Source organism: Nocardia altamirensis NBRC 108246, assembly GCF_001612685.1.
GTDB lineage: Bacteria > Actinomycetota > Actinomycetes > Mycobacteriales > Mycobacteriaceae > Nocardia > Nocardia altamirensis.
In genome coordinates this window covers 45,757-60,556 of the sequence record NZ_BDAY01000005.1, presented here as the reverse complement: position 1 = coordinate 60,556, position 14,800 = coordinate 45,757, and the positions used below count along the sequence as shown (strand labels likewise).

At 66.0% G+C, this 14,800-nt stretch carries 14 protein-coding genes; 2 read left to right on the top strand and 12 right to left on the bottom strand.

Annotated elements, in window-relative coordinates:
• Positions 1-3: 3 nt before the first annotated feature.
• The 9 genes from NA11_RS02315 to NA11_RS02275 all read right to left on the bottom strand — a co-directional run bounded on the left by NA11_RS02315 (position 4) and on the right by NA11_RS02275 (position 10,051).
• Positions 4-1,206, bottom strand: coding sequence for a branched-chain amino acid ABC transporter permease (locus tag NA11_RS02315; protein ID WP_084653965.1), 1,203 nt, complete (start codon positions 1,204-1,206; stop codon positions 4-6).
• On the bottom strand, positions 1,203-2,150 hold the full coding sequence (locus NA11_RS02310) for a branched-chain amino acid ABC transporter permease (RefSeq protein WP_084653964.1): 948 nt from the start codon (positions 2,148-2,150) through the stop codon (positions 1,203-1,205). The genes NA11_RS02315 and NA11_RS02310 overlap by 4 nt, the downstream gene beginning before the upstream one ends.
• Positions 2,147-4,048, bottom strand: coding sequence for an AMP-dependent synthetase/ligase (locus NA11_RS02305; protein ID WP_069160022.1), 1,902 nt, complete (start codon positions 4,046-4,048; stop codon positions 2,147-2,149). Before NA11_RS02305 ends, NA11_RS02310 begins: the two co-directional genes overlap by 4 nt.
• On the bottom strand, positions 4,045-4,851 hold the full coding sequence (locus NA11_RS02300; RefSeq protein ID WP_069160184.1) for an ABC transporter ATP-binding protein: 807 nt from the start codon (positions 4,849-4,851) through the stop codon (positions 4,045-4,047). Before NA11_RS02300 ends, NA11_RS02305 begins: the two co-directional genes overlap by 4 nt.
• Complete coding sequence (locus tag NA11_RS02295; protein ID WP_218023224.1) at positions 4,848-5,663, bottom strand: ABC transporter ATP-binding protein; 816 nt, start codon at positions 5,661-5,663, stop codon at positions 4,848-4,850. Before NA11_RS02295 ends, NA11_RS02300 begins: the two co-directional genes overlap by 4 nt.
• Positions 5,664-5,744: 81 nt before the next feature.
• Positions 5,745-6,188 (bottom strand): peptide-methionine (R)-S-oxide reductase MsrB, encoded by a 444-nt coding sequence (gene msrB / locus NA11_RS02290; protein WP_069160021.1) that lies wholly within the window; start codon positions 6,186-6,188, stop codon positions 5,745-5,747.
• On the bottom strand, positions 6,185-7,498 hold the full coding sequence (locus NA11_RS02285) for a glycosyltransferase family 87 protein (protein ID WP_174567644.1): 1,314 nt from the start codon (positions 7,496-7,498) through the stop codon (positions 6,185-6,187). The genes msrB and NA11_RS02285 overlap by 4 nt, the downstream gene beginning before the upstream one ends.
• A 179-nt stretch (positions 7,499-7,677) precedes the next feature.
• Complete coding sequence (locus NA11_RS02280; protein ID WP_069160019.1) at positions 7,678-9,234, bottom strand: alpha/beta hydrolase; 1,557 nt, start codon at positions 9,232-9,234, stop codon at positions 7,678-7,680.
• Positions 9,235-9,289: 55 nt separating this feature from the next.
• The gene (locus NA11_RS02275) at positions 9,290-10,051 is read right to left on the bottom strand and encodes a pyrimidine reductase family protein (protein ID WP_069160018.1); all 762 of its coding nucleotides are present in this window, start codon (positions 10,049-10,051) and stop codon (positions 9,290-9,292) included.
• Positions 10,052-10,086: 35 nt separating this feature from the next.
• On the opposite strand from NA11_RS02275, the gene zapE reads away from it, so the two are divergent.
• Both zapE and NA11_RS02265 read left to right on the top strand, forming a co-directional pair.
• On the top strand, positions 10,087-11,103 hold the full coding sequence (zapE, locus tag NA11_RS02270) for a cell division protein ZapE (RefSeq protein WP_069160017.1): 1,017 nt from the start codon (positions 10,087-10,089) through the stop codon (positions 11,101-11,103).
• A gap of 65 nt (positions 11,104-11,168) precedes the next feature.
• Positions 11,169-11,957 (top strand): tyrosine-protein phosphatase, encoded by a 789-nt coding sequence (locus tag NA11_RS02265; protein WP_069160016.1) that lies wholly within the window; start codon positions 11,169-11,171, stop codon positions 11,955-11,957.
• A 337-nt stretch (positions 11,958-12,294) separates the two neighbouring features.
• Here the strand turns inward: NA11_RS02265 and NA11_RS02260 are convergent, their stop codons facing one another.
• The 3 genes from NA11_RS02260 to NA11_RS02250 all read right to left on the bottom strand — a co-directional run bounded on the left by NA11_RS02260 (position 12,295) and on the right by NA11_RS02250 (position 14,797).
• Positions 12,295-13,230, bottom strand: coding sequence for a catalase family protein (locus NA11_RS02260; RefSeq protein ID WP_069160015.1), 936 nt, complete (start codon positions 13,228-13,230; stop codon positions 12,295-12,297).
• Between the two features lie 164 nt (positions 13,231-13,394).
• Complete coding sequence (locus NA11_RS02255) at positions 13,395-13,877, bottom strand: GbsR/MarR family transcriptional regulator (protein ID WP_069160014.1); 483 nt, start codon at positions 13,875-13,877, stop codon at positions 13,395-13,397.
• A gap of 152 nt (positions 13,878-14,029) precedes the next feature.
• Complete coding sequence (locus NA11_RS02250) at positions 14,030-14,797, bottom strand: DUF2705 family protein (RefSeq protein WP_069160013.1); 768 nt, start codon at positions 14,795-14,797, stop codon at positions 14,030-14,032.
• Positions 14,798-14,800: the final 3 nt, after the last annotated feature.

Here is a 14,800-nt window from a genome sequence, read left to right as displayed (position 1 = left end):
CGATCAATACGAGAACGGCCAGGCCTTGAAGTAGTTGCGTATCCGGAGCCAGAGCCCGAATATGCCCCTGGGTTCGAGGATGATCACGCCGGCGATGAGCAGCCCGAACAGGATCGTCTTCAGCTCGTCGAGGGTGAGCCCGGCGATCTCGCCGCTGTCGTCGGTGATGGCGGGAAAGGCCCGCGTCACCTCTTCGAGCACCCGGGGGAGCAGCACGACGAAGCACGCGCCGATGATCGAGCCCGAGATCGTGGCGACACCTCCGATCAGCACAATCGCCAGGAAGTCGATGGACAGCAACAGATTCCAGCGGTCGGGGCTGATCCGGCCGACGACCACCGACAGCAGCGCGCCTGCGATACCGGCGTAGGCCGACGAGATGACGAACGCGAGAGTCTTGGTGCGTTGCAGCGGAACTCCCATCATCTCCGCGGCGATGTCTCGATCCCGCACGGCGGCGAACGCGCGACCGACCTTGGAGCGGGCCAGGTTTCGCGCGGTGATCGCGAGGACGATCAGCAGCACCAGGCTGACGAGGTACAGCGCGATCTGCTGATTCACCAGCAGTCCTGCCACGTAATACGGCGTGGTCAGGTCGACACCGAACAGCACAGGCACTGCGGGACCGCGGCCGATACCACCACCTCCGGTGACCTTGGTCCACTCGTTGAAGAAATGCTCGCCGAGCATGAGCAGGCCGAGTGTCAGTGTCGCCAAATACAAGCCGCGTACCCGCGCGGCAAGTGGCGCGACGAGCAACCCGAGCAGCCCGGGGATGATCGCCGAAAGCGGCAGCCACAACGCCATATCCCAGCCGAGGCCGATGACGGACTTGGTTTCCTTGCCGCCGAATACCGCTGCTGTGTACGCACCGGCGCCGACGAAGAACGCGTGACCGAGCGACACCTGGCCCGCGTAACCCGTCAGCAGGTTCAGGCCGATGCCGCCGATCGCGTACACCGCGGCGAGCGCGAGCAGGTTGGTGATGTCCTTGGCGACGAGAAACGGTGCGGCGAAGGCGAGTACGACGAGCCCGAGCGTCCAGTAGCGCTTCGCCGGTGTGTTCCAGATCGCCTGGTCCTTGGCATAGGACGTGTAGACCTTCGGCCTGCCGCGTCGTACCGACTTCGGCACGGTCACCTTGCCTGCGATGCCGTCGCCCGGCTCTGCCTGCCCGCTGAGATCGAGTCCTGCCGTCGTGGTCATACCCGCCGTACCTCCTTGCTGCCGTACAGCCCGTAGGGCTGAATCAGCAGGACCACGAACATGAGCACGTAGGGCACGACGATGTCGAAGTTGGCGCCGAGCCACGGTGCGAAGTCGGGTTGGTAGGTCTTTGTCAGCGCCTCGGCGATGCCGACCACGAGCCCGCCGACCACCGCGCCCTTGATGGAGTCCAAGCCGCCGATGATGATGGCGGGCAGCGCTTTCAGCGCGACGAGCGCCGCGGCCGACGCGACGCCGCCCGCGGCCGTGCCGAGCAGGATGCCGCCGATCGCCGCGAGCGCGCCCGCGATCGCCCAGGAGAGCGAGAACACCGTGCCTGCCTTGATGCCCTGCGCCATCGCGGCTTCCTGGTCCATCGCGGTGGCACGCATCGCGAGGCCGTAGCGGGATCGCTCCAGCCACCACCCGAGCAGTGCGATCACGACCACGGCGGCGGCGACCTTGAAGATGTCGGTGTAGCCGACCGTGACGCCGCCGACGCACGGCGCGACACCCTCGACGCCGCTGCCGTGTTCCCGCACGCCGCCGAGACAGAAGTTCTTCAGCCCCCACGGATCGCCGGAGGTGATGACGTCGGGTCCGAACAGCTTGTTGGTGACAACGAGCCCTGCGGCGAAGAGTCCGATGGTGACGAGCGCCGCCGAGAACGGTGGGCGTCCGACCATGGGGCGCATCGCCACTCGCTCACAGGTCATCGCCAGCGCGGCGACTGTGACCACGGCTCCGGCGGCCGCGGGCGCGAACGGCAGTCCGGCGCTGTCGACGAGGGTGAAGCTGACCCAGGTGCCGAAGATCATGAACACCGGTTGGGCGAAGTTCAAGACGCCGGTGGCCCGGTAGATGATCACGAATCCGACCGCGATCAGCGCGTACATGCCCGCCAATCCGATTCCGCGGATGAGCGTTTCGATCAGTTCGATCACGTGTGCACCCCCTGGAGGTCGCCGCCGGGATGCGTCGTCGAGTTCGAATACATGTCCTCGATCAACTCGCGGTATCCCTGCGTCAGGGCTGCTCGCTTCACCTTCTGCGTTGCGGTCAGCTCGCCGTCGTCATGGTCGAGCTCTTTGCCGAACATGCGGAACTTGCGGACGTTTTCGACTCGGGCGAACTTGTCGTTCGTCGCGACGATCACGCCGCGAATCAGCTCGAGCACTTCCTGCCTGCGCGACAGATCGCGGTAGGTCGTGTACTGAATCCCTTTGCGCGAGGCCCAGTCTGCGACGGCGTCGAACTCGATGCCGATCAGCGCGGTGAGGTACGGCCGACGATCCCCGATGACGACGGCTTCCTTGACGAACGGCGAGACCTTCAGCTGGTTCTCGATCTCCGAGGGGGAGATGTTCTTGCCGCCCGCAGTGATGATGATGTCCTTCATGCGGTCGACGATCGCGAGATACGTCCCGTCGACCCAGGCGCCGACGTCGCCGGTGCGCAGCCAGCCGTCCTCGGTGAACGTCGATGCTGTTGCCTCCGGCCGATTCCAGTAGCCCGCGAAGTTTCCGGGATGCCTGGTCTGCACTTCGCCGGTCTCCGGGTCGAGTCGCAGTTCGATCCCGTCGATGACCTCGCCGACGGTGCCGAGCTTCAGGCGGTGTGCGCGGGTGCAGGTCGCGATCGCCGTGTTCTCCGTCATCCCGTAGGCCTCCGAGATGGGAACGCCGAGGCCGAGGAAGAAGCGCAGCACGTCGGGGGAGATCGGTGCGGCACCGGACAATGCGGCCCGCGTTTTACGCAGCCCCAGCTTGTCCCGCAGCGGCCGGAAGAGCAGTGGGTAGCCGACCGCGTAGGTCAGCCGCGACGCCGTGGTGTGATCGCCGCCGTTGGCAATGCGTGCGGCCGCAATGGATTCCGACAGCTTCATGCCGATGCGGAACGCCAGCCGCTTGGCCGGTGACGCCGACGCGGACTTGATCATGACCGTCGACTGGAGCTTCTCCCAGATCCGCGGGACGGCGAACAGCAGCGTCGGCTGAATCTCGGCAAGGTCGGCGGCGATCGTCTCGATCGACTCCGCGAAATGGACGACAATGCCCGATCCCGCGTTGTTCCACACCGTGAACATGCGTTCGGCAACGTGGCAGAGCGGCAGGAACGACACCGACACGTCGGCGGCCGTCGGGGGCGGTGAGAACAAGGTGCGACCGGCGAGCAGCGCGTCGAGCGCGTAGGCGATGTTGCCGCAGGTGAGCATCGCACCCTTCGGCGGACCGGTCGTGCCCGACGTATACACCAGCGTCGCAACGTCACTCGCTGCCGCGTCGGCATGGACCTGTGCCAGCAGGCCTGGATGCTCGGTGCGGTGCTGCCTGCCCAGCTCACGGAACTCGTTGTACGACAGCAAGGTCGGATGCGCGTAGGCCGCGACGCCGCGGCGTTCGAGGTAGACGATGCGCTCGACGGAGGGGCACTTGTCGAGCACGGCGAGGATCTTGTCGACCTGTTCCTGATCCTCGGCGACGATCACCTGAACGCCGGAATCGGTGATCAGGTACTCGATTTCGGCCGCCGGGCTGGTCGGGTAGAAGCCGACGGTGATTGCGCGCAGCGCCGTCGCGCCCATGTCGGCATACAGCCATTCGGGTCGGTTCTCCGATAGTACGCCGACCCGGTCGTGGGCCGAGATGCCAAGTGCAGCAAAGGCATGCGCCGCGAGCTGCGCTTCGTCGTCGTAGTCGGACCAGGTGATGTTGCGCCAGACGCCGAGCTTCTTGGACCGCATGGCGACCAGGTCGGGAGTCTGCTCGGCCCGACGACGCACGAGATCGACCGGACGTGTGACGGGCTCGGTCGTCGTCTCGACCGCCTGCTGGATGGTCATGTCGCCGCCTCCAACGTCGCCTGATCGGCCGCCGCGGTCTCGGAGTCCGCGCCACCGAGGTAGGCGGCGATCACCGCGGGATCGACCCGCACCTCGGCGGGCGTGCCGAGTGAGATGCGTTTGCCGAAGTCCAGCACCATGATTCGGTCGGCGAGATCCATCACGAGGCGCATGTCGTGCTCGACCATGATCATGGATATCCCCATCTCGCCGCGGACATCGAGGATGAACCGCGCCATGTCCTCGGTCTCCTCCGCATTCATTCCGGCGACGGGCTCGTCGAGCAGCAACAGTTTCGGTTCCATCGCCAGCGCGCGTCCGAGTTCGACCCGCTTCTTGATGCCGAAGGGCAGCATCCCGACCGGCTGATGGCGCACCGATTCGAGTCCGAGGAAATGCACGAGATCCTCGACGAACTCGCGCGCGAGCCGCTCGGCCTTGCGCGCTTTCCCCAGATACAGGGCTGCCGCGAAGGCGCTGTAATTCAGATGCAGGTGCCTGCCGAGCTTGAGATTGTCCAGCACCGTGAGGTTTTCGAACAGCTCGATGTTCTGGAACATCCGCGCGACGCCCATTCGTGCGATCGCGTCGGGGCGGCGGCCGAGCAGCGACTCCTCGTCGAGGACGATCGATCCCTGCTGCGGGCGGTACACGCCGGAAAGACAGTTGAACAGAGAGGTTTTGCCCGCTCCGTTCGGTCCGATGATCGCGAACAGTTCTCCCGAACCCACGTCGAACGACACGTCCGACAACGCCTTGGTGCCGCCGAACGACAACGAAATCCCTGCTGCCGCAAGGGTCATGCCGACCACCGCTTACGTCGCTTGTAGTGCTTGAGATCGCGATACGACGCGCTGCCCTCCGTACCGAGACCGAGGTAGAACTCCTGGATATCGGCGTTGTTGCGCAATTCGTCGGCAGGCCCGTCCAATACCACTTTTCCGTTCTCCAGCACGTACCCGTGCGTGGCGACCGACAGCGCCATCGCGGCGTTCTGTTCCACGAGCAGCACCCCGGTGCCCGCGGCGTTGATGTCGGCGATCAGATCGCGAATGCTTGCGACGACCAGCGGCGCCAGACCGAGGCTCGGCTCATCGAGCAGCAGATACTTCGGCTCCGCCATCAGCGCCCGTCCGATGGCAAGCATCTGTTGCTCGCCGCCAGACAGATATCCGGCCTTCTGGTTTCGCCGGTCGGCGAGAATCGGGAACATGCCGTAGATGCGATCGAGGTTCGCCTGGACGCCGGAACGGCGGGCCGTGTGCGCGCCGACGCGAAGGTTCTCCTCGACGGAGAACTCGACGAAAACCCGCCGCCCCTCCATGACCTGGCTGATCCCGGCCGTCACCACCGCCGCAGGATCGGCGTGCGTGAGGTCTTTACCGTCAACCGACACCGACCCCGCGGTGATCTTGCCGCGATGGACGTCGAGCAGGCCGGTGATCGCGCGAAGCGTCGACGTCTTCCCGGCACCGTTCGCGCCGAGCAGCGCGACGATCCCGTCCCGCGGAATTCGCAGGCTCACGCCTCGGCAGACGAGCACAACGTCTTCGTAGACGACCTCGAGGTTGCGGACTTCGAGCAATGCGGACTCCACTGGCAAGACGAACGCCATGGATGAAAATGTGGCGGTCTCGGTTATCTTGTGGGGTGCCGCTGCTTTTGGAAGCGTTTTCCGAAAATATGACCGGTCAGATCAGCTGGTAGAACCCTTCGCGGGCTGCAGACGCAGCGAGATCGAGTTGATGCAGTAGCGCTTGTCGGTGGGCGTGTTGTATCCCTCGCCCTCGAAGACGTGGCCGAGGTGGCTGTGGCAGTTGGCGCACAGCACTTCGACGCGGTGCATGCCGAGGGTGTCGTCCGATTTCAGGATCACCGCGTCGGACTGGGCGGGGTCGAAGAACGACGGCCACCCGCAGTGCGAGTCGAATTTCTCGGTGCTGCGGAACAATTCGGTCCCGCAGGCCCGGCAGGTGTACACGCCCTCGGTCTTGGTGTCGGTGTATTCGCCGACGAAGGGGCGTTCGGTCGCGGCCTCGCGCAGCACCGCGTACTCCTCGGGGTTCAGCTTCAACCGCCATTCCTGGGGCGTCAGCTGGATCCGCGGCGCGGGCAGGGACGTGTCGGCTTCGGAGCTCATCCCTCCACGCTAATAGGTTTCGCGGTGGCCGTCGCGGAGCCGTTGGCCGAGCTGGGCGAATCCATGCGAGTGGTTGCGGTCTTGCCGTCGGACGGCACCGGCTTGATCCAGACGGGGTCGATGCCGAACTCGAGCCTGCCTTCGCGCTTCGCCGCCAGATACCGGTCACCGAGCACACAGAACACCACGATGAGCAGCAGCCCCCAGCCGAAGGTGATGCGCAGGTATTCGACATCGCGGCCGATGTGCTGCCAGCGATCGGAGAGCCACTTGTCGTAGCTCATGAACCCGAACACGGCCAACCAGGCAGGCCAGTTGCGCAGCACCGAGTTCCGCAGCACCACCGTCATCAGGAACGGGAACAGCATCATCGAGTAGTACATCTGACCAAGCGACAGCAGCAGGAACGACGCGGTGAGCAGCACACCGGACGCGGTGCACACGAAGAACAGTTCGTCCTGGCGGTAGTAGCGGTACAGCAGCCACAGCGAGATGAGCACCAGCACGCCCATGCCGACGCGTATTGTCCAGATCAGCCACGGCTGCAGCCCGTAGTACTCGCCGTTGCCGGGGATCGAGCTGTTGAAGTAGTCGCGCGTTTCGAACAGATACTTCGCGGTTCTGGTGAAGAACTTCTCCGGGTCCTTGGACAGCGGCCACGCGATCGCGGTCAGCGCGACCGGTACGCCGAGTGCGGTGATGAACACCTTCCACTGACCACGCGCCAGCGCGATCAGGAGCAGCGGCGCCAGCGTCGGTTTCACCGCGAGACTCAAGCCGAGTGCCGCGCCTGCCCAGAGGTCACGGCGTTTGAGCAGCAGGTGGATGAAGATCAGCTCGGCGAGCAGCACGCACCCGTTGATGTTGGTGAAGACCAACGTGTTGGTGACGGTCTCCGACATGAACATCGCGAACAGCAGCACCGGCGCGACAACGGAACTCAGCGTGAACCGGAACAGCCGCAGCAGCAGATACCAGGCGCCGAGGATCGCCGCGGCGTTCACCAGGATGAACAGCCAGCGCGCCTCCTCCGGGTGCAGCGCTGCCACCGGCGCGATCAGCAAGGTGCCGCTCGGGTAGTACAGGTAGTGCGGATCGACTAGGTCGTAGTTCGCGGTGTACACCGGTCGCCGGTTGACGAAGTCCAGAGCTGCCTGGTAGACGGGCTTGAAGTCGTCGGTGATGAAACCATTGACAGCCTTGATGAACACCCGGTTCAGCACAGTCATGACCGCGAATGGCCAGAGCGCGAACTTGATCACCTCGGCGGTGGTGCGAGCACTACGGGGCTCGAGCTGTCGAAGTAACACTGGGGCACGGTACACCGGATCCGGTTCGCGCGGTTGTCCGGACCGGTATGACGCGCCGCTGGAGCTTTACCGGATGGGCGGTCGCTATGTGCCCGCCGTCGCGGTGTTCATCCTATTCCGTTGCGGTGGTTGCCGATTCCTCGGCGTGCGGCGTTCCGGCAGGTGGGTCCTTGTTCGGACTATGCCGGGCAGACCGTTCCGTCCGCGGGCAGCTTCGCGTCCTTCAAATAGTCGATCATGCTGAGCTGCGCGCAACTCGAATGGGTGGACACCGGATGTCCCCAACCCTGCCAGCTGAGTCCGGCATACCGGGCGCCTGCCTTGCCGAGCGCGCCGGTGACCGTTGCCTGTCCGGCGTTGCCGACCACCGGATCGGCGATGCCGCCGAGCACAAGCACCGGAATGCCGAACTTCTCCGGCAGCGGTGGCGCCGTGGCGACCGGCCATGCCGCGCAGTCCATCAGCGCGACGGCCGCGGCCTTGCCGAACACCGGGTATTTCGTGCCCCAGGTGCCCATCAGTTCCTTGACCTTGCTCGGTGTCGGGGACTGCTGAGAGTCGGTGCAGCGGTTGACGAATTGGCCGTCGGTGCGGATGGCCGATGATTCGCGTTGGATCAGCGTGCCGAGCGCGCCGCGGTCGCCGCGGCCTGCCGCCGACAGCGCGTCGGCGAGTTCGCCGATCCGGGTGGCTTGGTCGGCGCGCGGGCTGCCGAGGAACCCGGTCACCGCGGTGAGCAGCGCGTTCGCCGAGATGTCGCCGAGCCCGCCGGAACCGGCGCGGTTCACCAGGTCGGTGAGCGCTGCCCTCGGGTCGGGGCCGAGCGAGCACCGGATTCCGGTGCAGCGCTGGGCGAATGCGGTCACCGCCGCCTCGGCGCCCTCGAGCTGCTGCTCGGCCCGTGTGGTCGCGTCGGTGCCGACCGCCTCGGGGGAGTCGAGCACCAGCCTGGCCACATGATCGCCGTATTTGCGGGCGTAGCTCAGCGCGACCTTCGCACCGTTGCCGGTGCCGAGCAGCGCAATGTGGTCGACCTGCCACTGCCTGCGCAGTTGCTCGAGGTCGTCGGCGGCGTGCGGTGCGTCGAAGGTGCCCTCGTAGGGCTGCAGGAAGTCGCGGCAGGCGATGGTGCCGTTCTGGCTCAGCAGGGTCATCGCCTCGACGGGATCGGTTGCGCCCGGCGCGAATTGGGCGTTCTCGGCCAGGCCTTTGCGCACGTCGGGCGGCAGGCAGTCGATCGCCTGCGAGCTGCCGATGCCGCGCCGGTCCACCGCGACGATCGGCCGGGCCGTCAGCAGCGCGCTCGCGGGCCCTGCCGCCAAGCCGGCCAGCGTGGCGGTCGAGGAGCGATCCGCACCGGAGGTGAGCACGAGCGGGGCGACATCCGTTGGGGTCTGCGTCAGCCTGGCCCGGACGGCCGCGGCACGGAAGTTGCCGAGCACGGCGCCACCCGCATCGATCGGGGTGGAGAATTCCGCGCAGTCGAGGACGAGCCCGGCCGGGGCAGGTCCGAGGCCGAGCAGGTCCAGCGTCGGCGTCGTGCAGTCGCGCCAGGCCAGGTCGGTCTTGGGCAGCTCGGCGTTCGGCGGCGGGGCCGGTGCGACCGAGGTCGTCGGGTGGCCGCCCACGTGTTCACGCTCGACGGCGACCCCGGGGCGGTCGGAGGGGCCCGCCCCGCATCCGGCGATCATGATCGAGAGTGTCGTGGCCAGCACGACGGCCCGAGTCCAGCGCATGCGCTACAGCCTGCCAGGTTCTGCCGGTTGTTTCACAAAGCAGGTGTCCGGCACGTCATGCGCGCACCCATCGGATGAGCATCGTGCCGTCGTCGTCGAGCAGGATATGGGCGCGGGTCATCCGGTGGCGGAACTCGTGTGCGGACAGCGAAATTCGCCGGCCCGTGCCGCCGACCAGCAACGGTGCGGTGGTCAGGCACAGCTCGTCGACCGCGTCGGCGCCAAGTAGTTCGCCGAATAAGTGTGGTCCGCCCTCGCATAAGACGCGGTGCAGTCCGCGTTCCGCGAGCACCCGCAGCAGTGCCTTCGGGGTGACTGCGGCGTCGCCCGCCTCGACCACCACGGCCCCCGCGTCGGTCAGTTGCTGTTTGCGGTCGGCGGGCGCGGTGGTCGTGGTGATGATCAACGGCGGGACCGTCGTGTCGGTGAGCAACCTGGCGTCGAGGTCGATCGCTGCGCTCGCGGTGACCACCGCGATCGGCGGCGCGGCACCGTCGGGATGGCCGCCGAAGCCCGCGTCGTGCAGCGCGCGGCGGCGCTGCGGGTCGGTCCTGGCGCCGCCGTAGTTCTCGGCGCGCACGGTGCCTGCGCCGACCAGGACCACGTCGGCCAGTTCGCGCAGCATCAGGAACACCGATTTGTCGGCGGGCGTGCCGAGGCCTGCGGATTGGCCGTCGCTGGTGGCGGCGCCGTCGATGCTCGATACGAAATTGGCGCGCACGCACGGCGCCGCGAGGTCGGTGGGGTAGGCGTACAACTGCGCGAGATCGTCCTGGCTCAGGTCTGTGAGCTGGGTCGCATTGTGGATACGCTGCATGAAGATAGATCACACCACGTCATTAGGCTCTGCACATGCAAGAACGCCTCGTCGACCGTCACCCGGAGGTCCCGGCCGACCAGCTCGTCGCCCAGATGGTGCCACCGCCCATGTTCGACGAGGTGAGCTTCGCCTCCTACATCCCCGATCCCAACGAGCCGAGCCAGGCCGCCGCGGTGAGCAAGGCCGAGGGGTTCGCGGCCGAGGTCGCCAAGATCTACAAGGCGAACAGCAAGAAGAGCCTGTTCGGTAAGAAGAAGCCGGTGCACGGTGCCGGGCTGTACCTCGACGGCGGGTTCGGTGTGGGCAAGACCCACCTGCTCGCCTCGGTCTTCCACAGCGCGCCCGCGCCGAAGTCCTTCGGCACCTTCGGTGAGCTCACCAATCTCGTTGGCGCCCTTGGGTTCGGCAACGCCGTCGAGCGGTTGTCGGCGAACAGCGTGTTGTGCATCGACGAGTTCGAGCTCGACGATCCCGGCGACACCATGCTGGTTTCGCGTCTGCTCACCGAGCTGTCCGCGCAGGGGGTTTCGATCGCCGCGACGTCCAACACGCTGCCCGGACAGCTCGGCGAAGGTCGTTTCGCCGCACAGGATTTCCTGCGCGAGATCAAGAAGCTCGGCTCGATCTTCGAGCCGGTGCGGGTCGACGGACCTGACTACCGGCATCGCGATCTGCCGCCTGCACCGGACCCGACCTCGCCGGAGCGGCTGGTCGAACGTGCCGCTGCCACACCGGGTTCCACGCTCGACGAGTTCGATGCGCTGCTGAAGCACCTGAGCACGCTGCATCCGTCGAAGTACGGTGCGCTGATCGCCGGGGTGTCGTCGGTGTTCATCTCGAACGTGCATCCGGTGACCGATCAGGCGGTGGCGTTGCGCATCGTCGTGCTGGCCGACCGGCTCTACGACGCGAGCGTGCCGGTGACCGTGTCCGGGGCCAAGCTCGACCAGATCTTCTCGCAGGAGATGCTCGACGGCGGGTACCGCAAGAAGTATCTGCGCGCGATCTCCCGGTTGCTCGCGCTGTCGCGTTTCGAGGTCGTCGCGTAACCCCTTCGCTTTGACTTGGCGACGTTTCAGTTAGGTTGGCGGGACCCGATGATTGGAGCAATCGCATGACCCGACGCGCAGTACGCACCCCGATCGCGCTGGTCGCCGGTCTCGCCGTCGCGTTCGGCCCGGCGGCAGGGGTCGCGCTCGCCGACCCGCCCGCCGCGTCGGTGTTCGAGCGCTCGCTCACCCTGCACGGCGTGCAGAACGCCAGGGACATCGGCGGCTACCGCACCGTCGACGGCAAGACCGTCCGCAGCGGCCTCGTCTACCGCACCGGTCAGCTGAACAACGCGACACCCGCCGATCTCGCCGAACTGTCCAACCGTCAGGTCCGCGTCGTCGACGACCTGCGCACCGTCTACGAACGCGCACTCGGCCCCGACAAGATTCCGGCGGGCGCGACCGCCAACTGGGACGACGTCATCGGCCAAGCTCCGCCCGAGGCGCTGGTCAGCACCCTCACCGGCGGCGACAGCCTCTACCGCGCCTTCATCACCGCCCCCGGCGCCAACCAGGCGTTCGCCTCCGTGCTGCACGACATCATCGGAACCACCGACGGCGCAGTGCTTTTCCACTGCACCGCAGGCAAGGACCGCACCGGCTGGACCGCCGCCGTCCTGCTCACTCTCCTCGGCGTAGACCGCGACACCGTCACCCAGGACTACCTGCTCTCCAACATCTACCGCAACGCCGCCCCCAACGACACCATCAACGGCGTCCAAAAGTCCTGGCTCGACACCGCTTTCGCCCAAGCCGACCAAACCTACGGCAGTTTCGACAACTACGTCCGCGAAGGCCTGAACCTCACCGCCGCCGACATCACCACCCTCAAAACCAAACTCCTCGCCTAGAGCCGCCACAACGCCGTCGCCGCCCATCCATCGACCACCAACCTCGAAATCCGCACCTTCCTTGTGGATTCGCACCTGGTTCAGTAGTTGGTCGGTTGATCATCGGGTACTGGTGCAGGCATCGCCCGAGAAGCCACCTGCACCAGTACCCCCTCGGCACGAAACCACCCTTGGATCCCACATGCCGGGATCGCGGGTACTTCTGAGACCGGCAAACACAGCCAGCGCGCCCAAACCCCGAAATCCGCACCCCTTCTGGGGATCCCACACAGGTTCCATACGGTTCACAGAGCCCATAGCCTCTGTGAACCGTATGGAAATTCTGTGATCCCGGGCGTCAGTCTTGCGTCAGTGAGTAGGCTCCGCTGCGGTTTTCTACGCTGCGGTCCATGGCGACGCGGCGGGCGCGGTTGACCTCGCCGAGTGGGCGGTGGTCCGCTAGCGCATTCCATGGCGCGAAGGAGATCTGCTCCACCTCGGCGGCGAAGTCGGTGTCGAGCGGTTGGGCCGGGATGGCAAGGTGCGCAACGGTAATCCAGGGTGCGATGTCTTGCGGCCATACCTTTGTCGCATCTTCGATGGGGGTATCGGTCTCGTTGACGAAGAATTGCAGCTGGAACCGGTAGACCAGCGGCAGGCGGCGATACATGTCCGCGCCCCAGTCCTGGTCGGCAGCCGGGTCGGGGATCTGATCGGACGGGGGGAGGATCCGTGCGCGGGCGGCATACGGTCCGACCTTGAACGGGGTCGTGGTGTTGAACACCGACGTAGCGAATCCGGAAATCCGGAACTGTGCGGCACGTTCCGGCGAGGGCTCCGATGCCGCGGCTGCCATGGCTACCGCACCAGCGGTGAACCGCTCGCTGGTGAGACCGAAAGGATCGATCTGGATCATCAAAAAGTCTTGGGATTGTGCGGGTTTGCCGTCGCGGGCGTCGGGACCCTCGACTCCGAACACTTTGATGGCGAATCCACGGACGTCCGGTACCGCGTCGGGTTGGATGTCGAAGGAGCCGTTGGAGATACGCACCCAGGCGTCGTGTGAGCCCGAATCGGCGAACAATCCGAAGCGTGCGTAATCCGGCAGGTCTGGTAGCACGTCGAAATCGGCGCTCAGGGCCAACAGTGCCTTGCGATGGAAACCTCGTCCCGGGTGACTGTATCGGCGGCTGCGATCGTTCTGAACAGCCGCCAGCGCGTCGGCTTGGCGCGCGAAACGTTCCGCCTCATCGAAGCCAACGTTCTCTTTCCAGTCGGTGCTCGGCTCAGCCATGACACGGTCCTTCCACGAGTTGGTTGTGGACAGTGACTCCGCCGCGACGGCCAGAGGAACGGTGCGAAAGCTTCTGGCAACGCATCGGCTACTCACGAGAAACCGTACGCCTTCAACGGACATACCGGGCACTGAACACCTCGAGCGATACCGCGCCGGGCGGCTCAGGGGCGTTGTTCGGCGTACCAGCGGTCGATGAGGGCGGGGAGTTCTTTGCCCATCCAGACGAAGAATTCGTGCATGTCGCGGACGCGGGCGGCTTGTGTGCCGTTGGGGTCGTCGAAGAGGGCGAGGCCGCGGGCGGTCATGGTGGTGAGGTCGGTGTACATGCCGCTTTGCTGGCGGGTCAGTTCGGGGAGGATGCCTGGGCGGATGGAGTAGTAGTCCCTGCGGTCGCCCGGCTTGGAGATTTTGTCGACCCAGCGCATGGTGACGAGGATTTTCAGGGCGCTGGAGATGGAGCCCTTGGAGGCCTGGAGTGCGTCGGCGATCTGGCCGAACGTCTGCTCGGGCGGATCGGAGATCAGCAACCAGCCAGCGGCGCGTCCGGTCATCCTGACCAGCCCCATGCGTTCGAGTACGAGCGCGAAGTCTTCGACGAACGCCAGTTGTTCCGGGGTCGGGGCGGTGGAGTCCGTAGTGCTCATGACTGCGCCTCGCTGGCGCTCGGCTTCGTCATGCCCAGGGGCGCTGTGGTGATGATTCGCTCGCTGCGCTCGCTCATCGGTCGAGTATCCCTTCGGGTCGAGGAAACGGGTGAACGGGGCGGGCCGTGTCGGCCCACCCCGTTGTGCGGCGTTCAGACCGCGAGGTCGCGGCGATCGAACGCACCCATCGCCAGCACCAGCGCGAGCGCGGCGAGGACGACCAGGACGGCGAGGTGCCCGACGTTCCAGCCGTTGACGACCGGTGAGTCGCCGACCGCGTAATAGAACGGCGAGAGCTTGCGGACCAGATCGCCGCCGAGGTTGTTGGCAAAGTACCCGGCGAGCGCGACCAGCGACGCGATTCCCAGTGCCAGCGAACGCTTTCCAGTGATCGCGCCGACCAACAGGGTGATCGCCCCGATCGTCAGCGCCAGAAAGCCGAGCCCGGCGCTCGCGGCGAGGATGTGCCCGGCAGGCACGTCCATCTTTCCGGCGTTCGCACCCGAAATGACAGCCAGTGCAAGGACTGTGGTGACAATGACGGTCTGCACCGCCAGTGCCGCGAACCGCTGCCCGAGCAGCCCGATCCGGCTGATCGGATGGGCGAGCAGCAGATCCAGCGTTCCGCTCTCCTCCTGGCTCACCGACCTGGCGCCGAAGGTCACCGCGAAGATGAGCATCAGCAGCAGCCCCATCATCGAGAAGATCGTCGAGTGCAGAAAGCCGGTGGCGGTGGCGAAGTCGCCGACCCCCATCGCGTCGTAGACGCTGTTCTGCTGGATCTTCTCCAGCGAGCCTTGCTCTTTCAGCGAATGGAAGGACGGCAGGTAGATCAGCGGGACGACGGCGATGCCGACCGACCAGCCGAGCAGTCCGCGGCGCTGTTCCTTCAGTGTCTGGGTGAATACCGAACGTGCCATGAC

What these genes read in the sequence shown, in the direction of transcription:
- NA11_RS02315 (WP_084653965.1), bottom strand. Translation starts at nt 1,206, where the DNA reads ATGACCACGACGGCAGGACTCGATCTCAGCGGGCAGGCAGAGCCGGGC.
- NA11_RS02305 (WP_069160022.1), bottom strand. Translation starts at nt 4,048, where the DNA reads ATGACCATCCAGCAGGCGGTCGAGACGACGACCGAGCCCGTCACACGT.
- NA11_RS02300 (WP_069160184.1), bottom strand. Translation starts at nt 4,851, where the DNA reads ATGACCCTTGCGGCAGCAGGGATTTCGTTGTCGTTCGGCGGCACCAAG.
- NA11_RS02295 (WP_218023224.1), bottom strand. Translation starts at nt 5,663, where the DNA reads ATGGCGTTCGTCTTGCCAGTGGAGTCCGCATTGCTCGAAGTCCGCAAC.
- msrB (WP_069160021.1), bottom strand. Translation starts at nt 6,188, where the DNA reads ATGAGCTCCGAAGCCGACACGTCCCTGCCCGCGCCGCGGATCCAGCTG.
- NA11_RS02280 (WP_069160019.1), bottom strand. Translation starts at nt 9,234, where the DNA reads ATGCGCTGGACTCGGGCCGTCGTGCTGGCCACGACACTCTCGATCATG.
- NA11_RS02275 (WP_069160018.1), bottom strand. Translation starts at nt 10,051, where the DNA reads ATGCAGCGTATCCACAATGCGACCCAGCTCACAGACCTGAGCCAGGAC.
- zapE (WP_069160017.1), top strand. Translation starts at nt 10,087, where the DNA reads ATGCAAGAACGCCTCGTCGACCGTCACCCGGAGGTCCCGGCCGACCAG.
- NA11_RS02265 (WP_069160016.1), top strand. Translation starts at nt 11,169, where the DNA reads ATGACCCGACGCGCAGTACGCACCCCGATCGCGCTGGTCGCCGGTCTC.
- NA11_RS02260 (WP_069160015.1), bottom strand. Translation starts at nt 13,230, where the DNA reads ATGGCTGAGCCGAGCACCGACTGGAAAGAGAACGTTGGCTTCGATGAG.
- NA11_RS02255 (WP_069160014.1), bottom strand. Translation starts at nt 13,877, where the DNA reads ATGAGCACTACGGACTCCACCGCCCCGACCCCGGAACAACTGGCGTTC.
- NA11_RS02250 (WP_069160013.1), bottom strand. Translation starts at nt 14,797, where the DNA reads ATGGCACGTTCGGTATTCACCCAGACACTGAAGGAACAGCGCCGCGGA.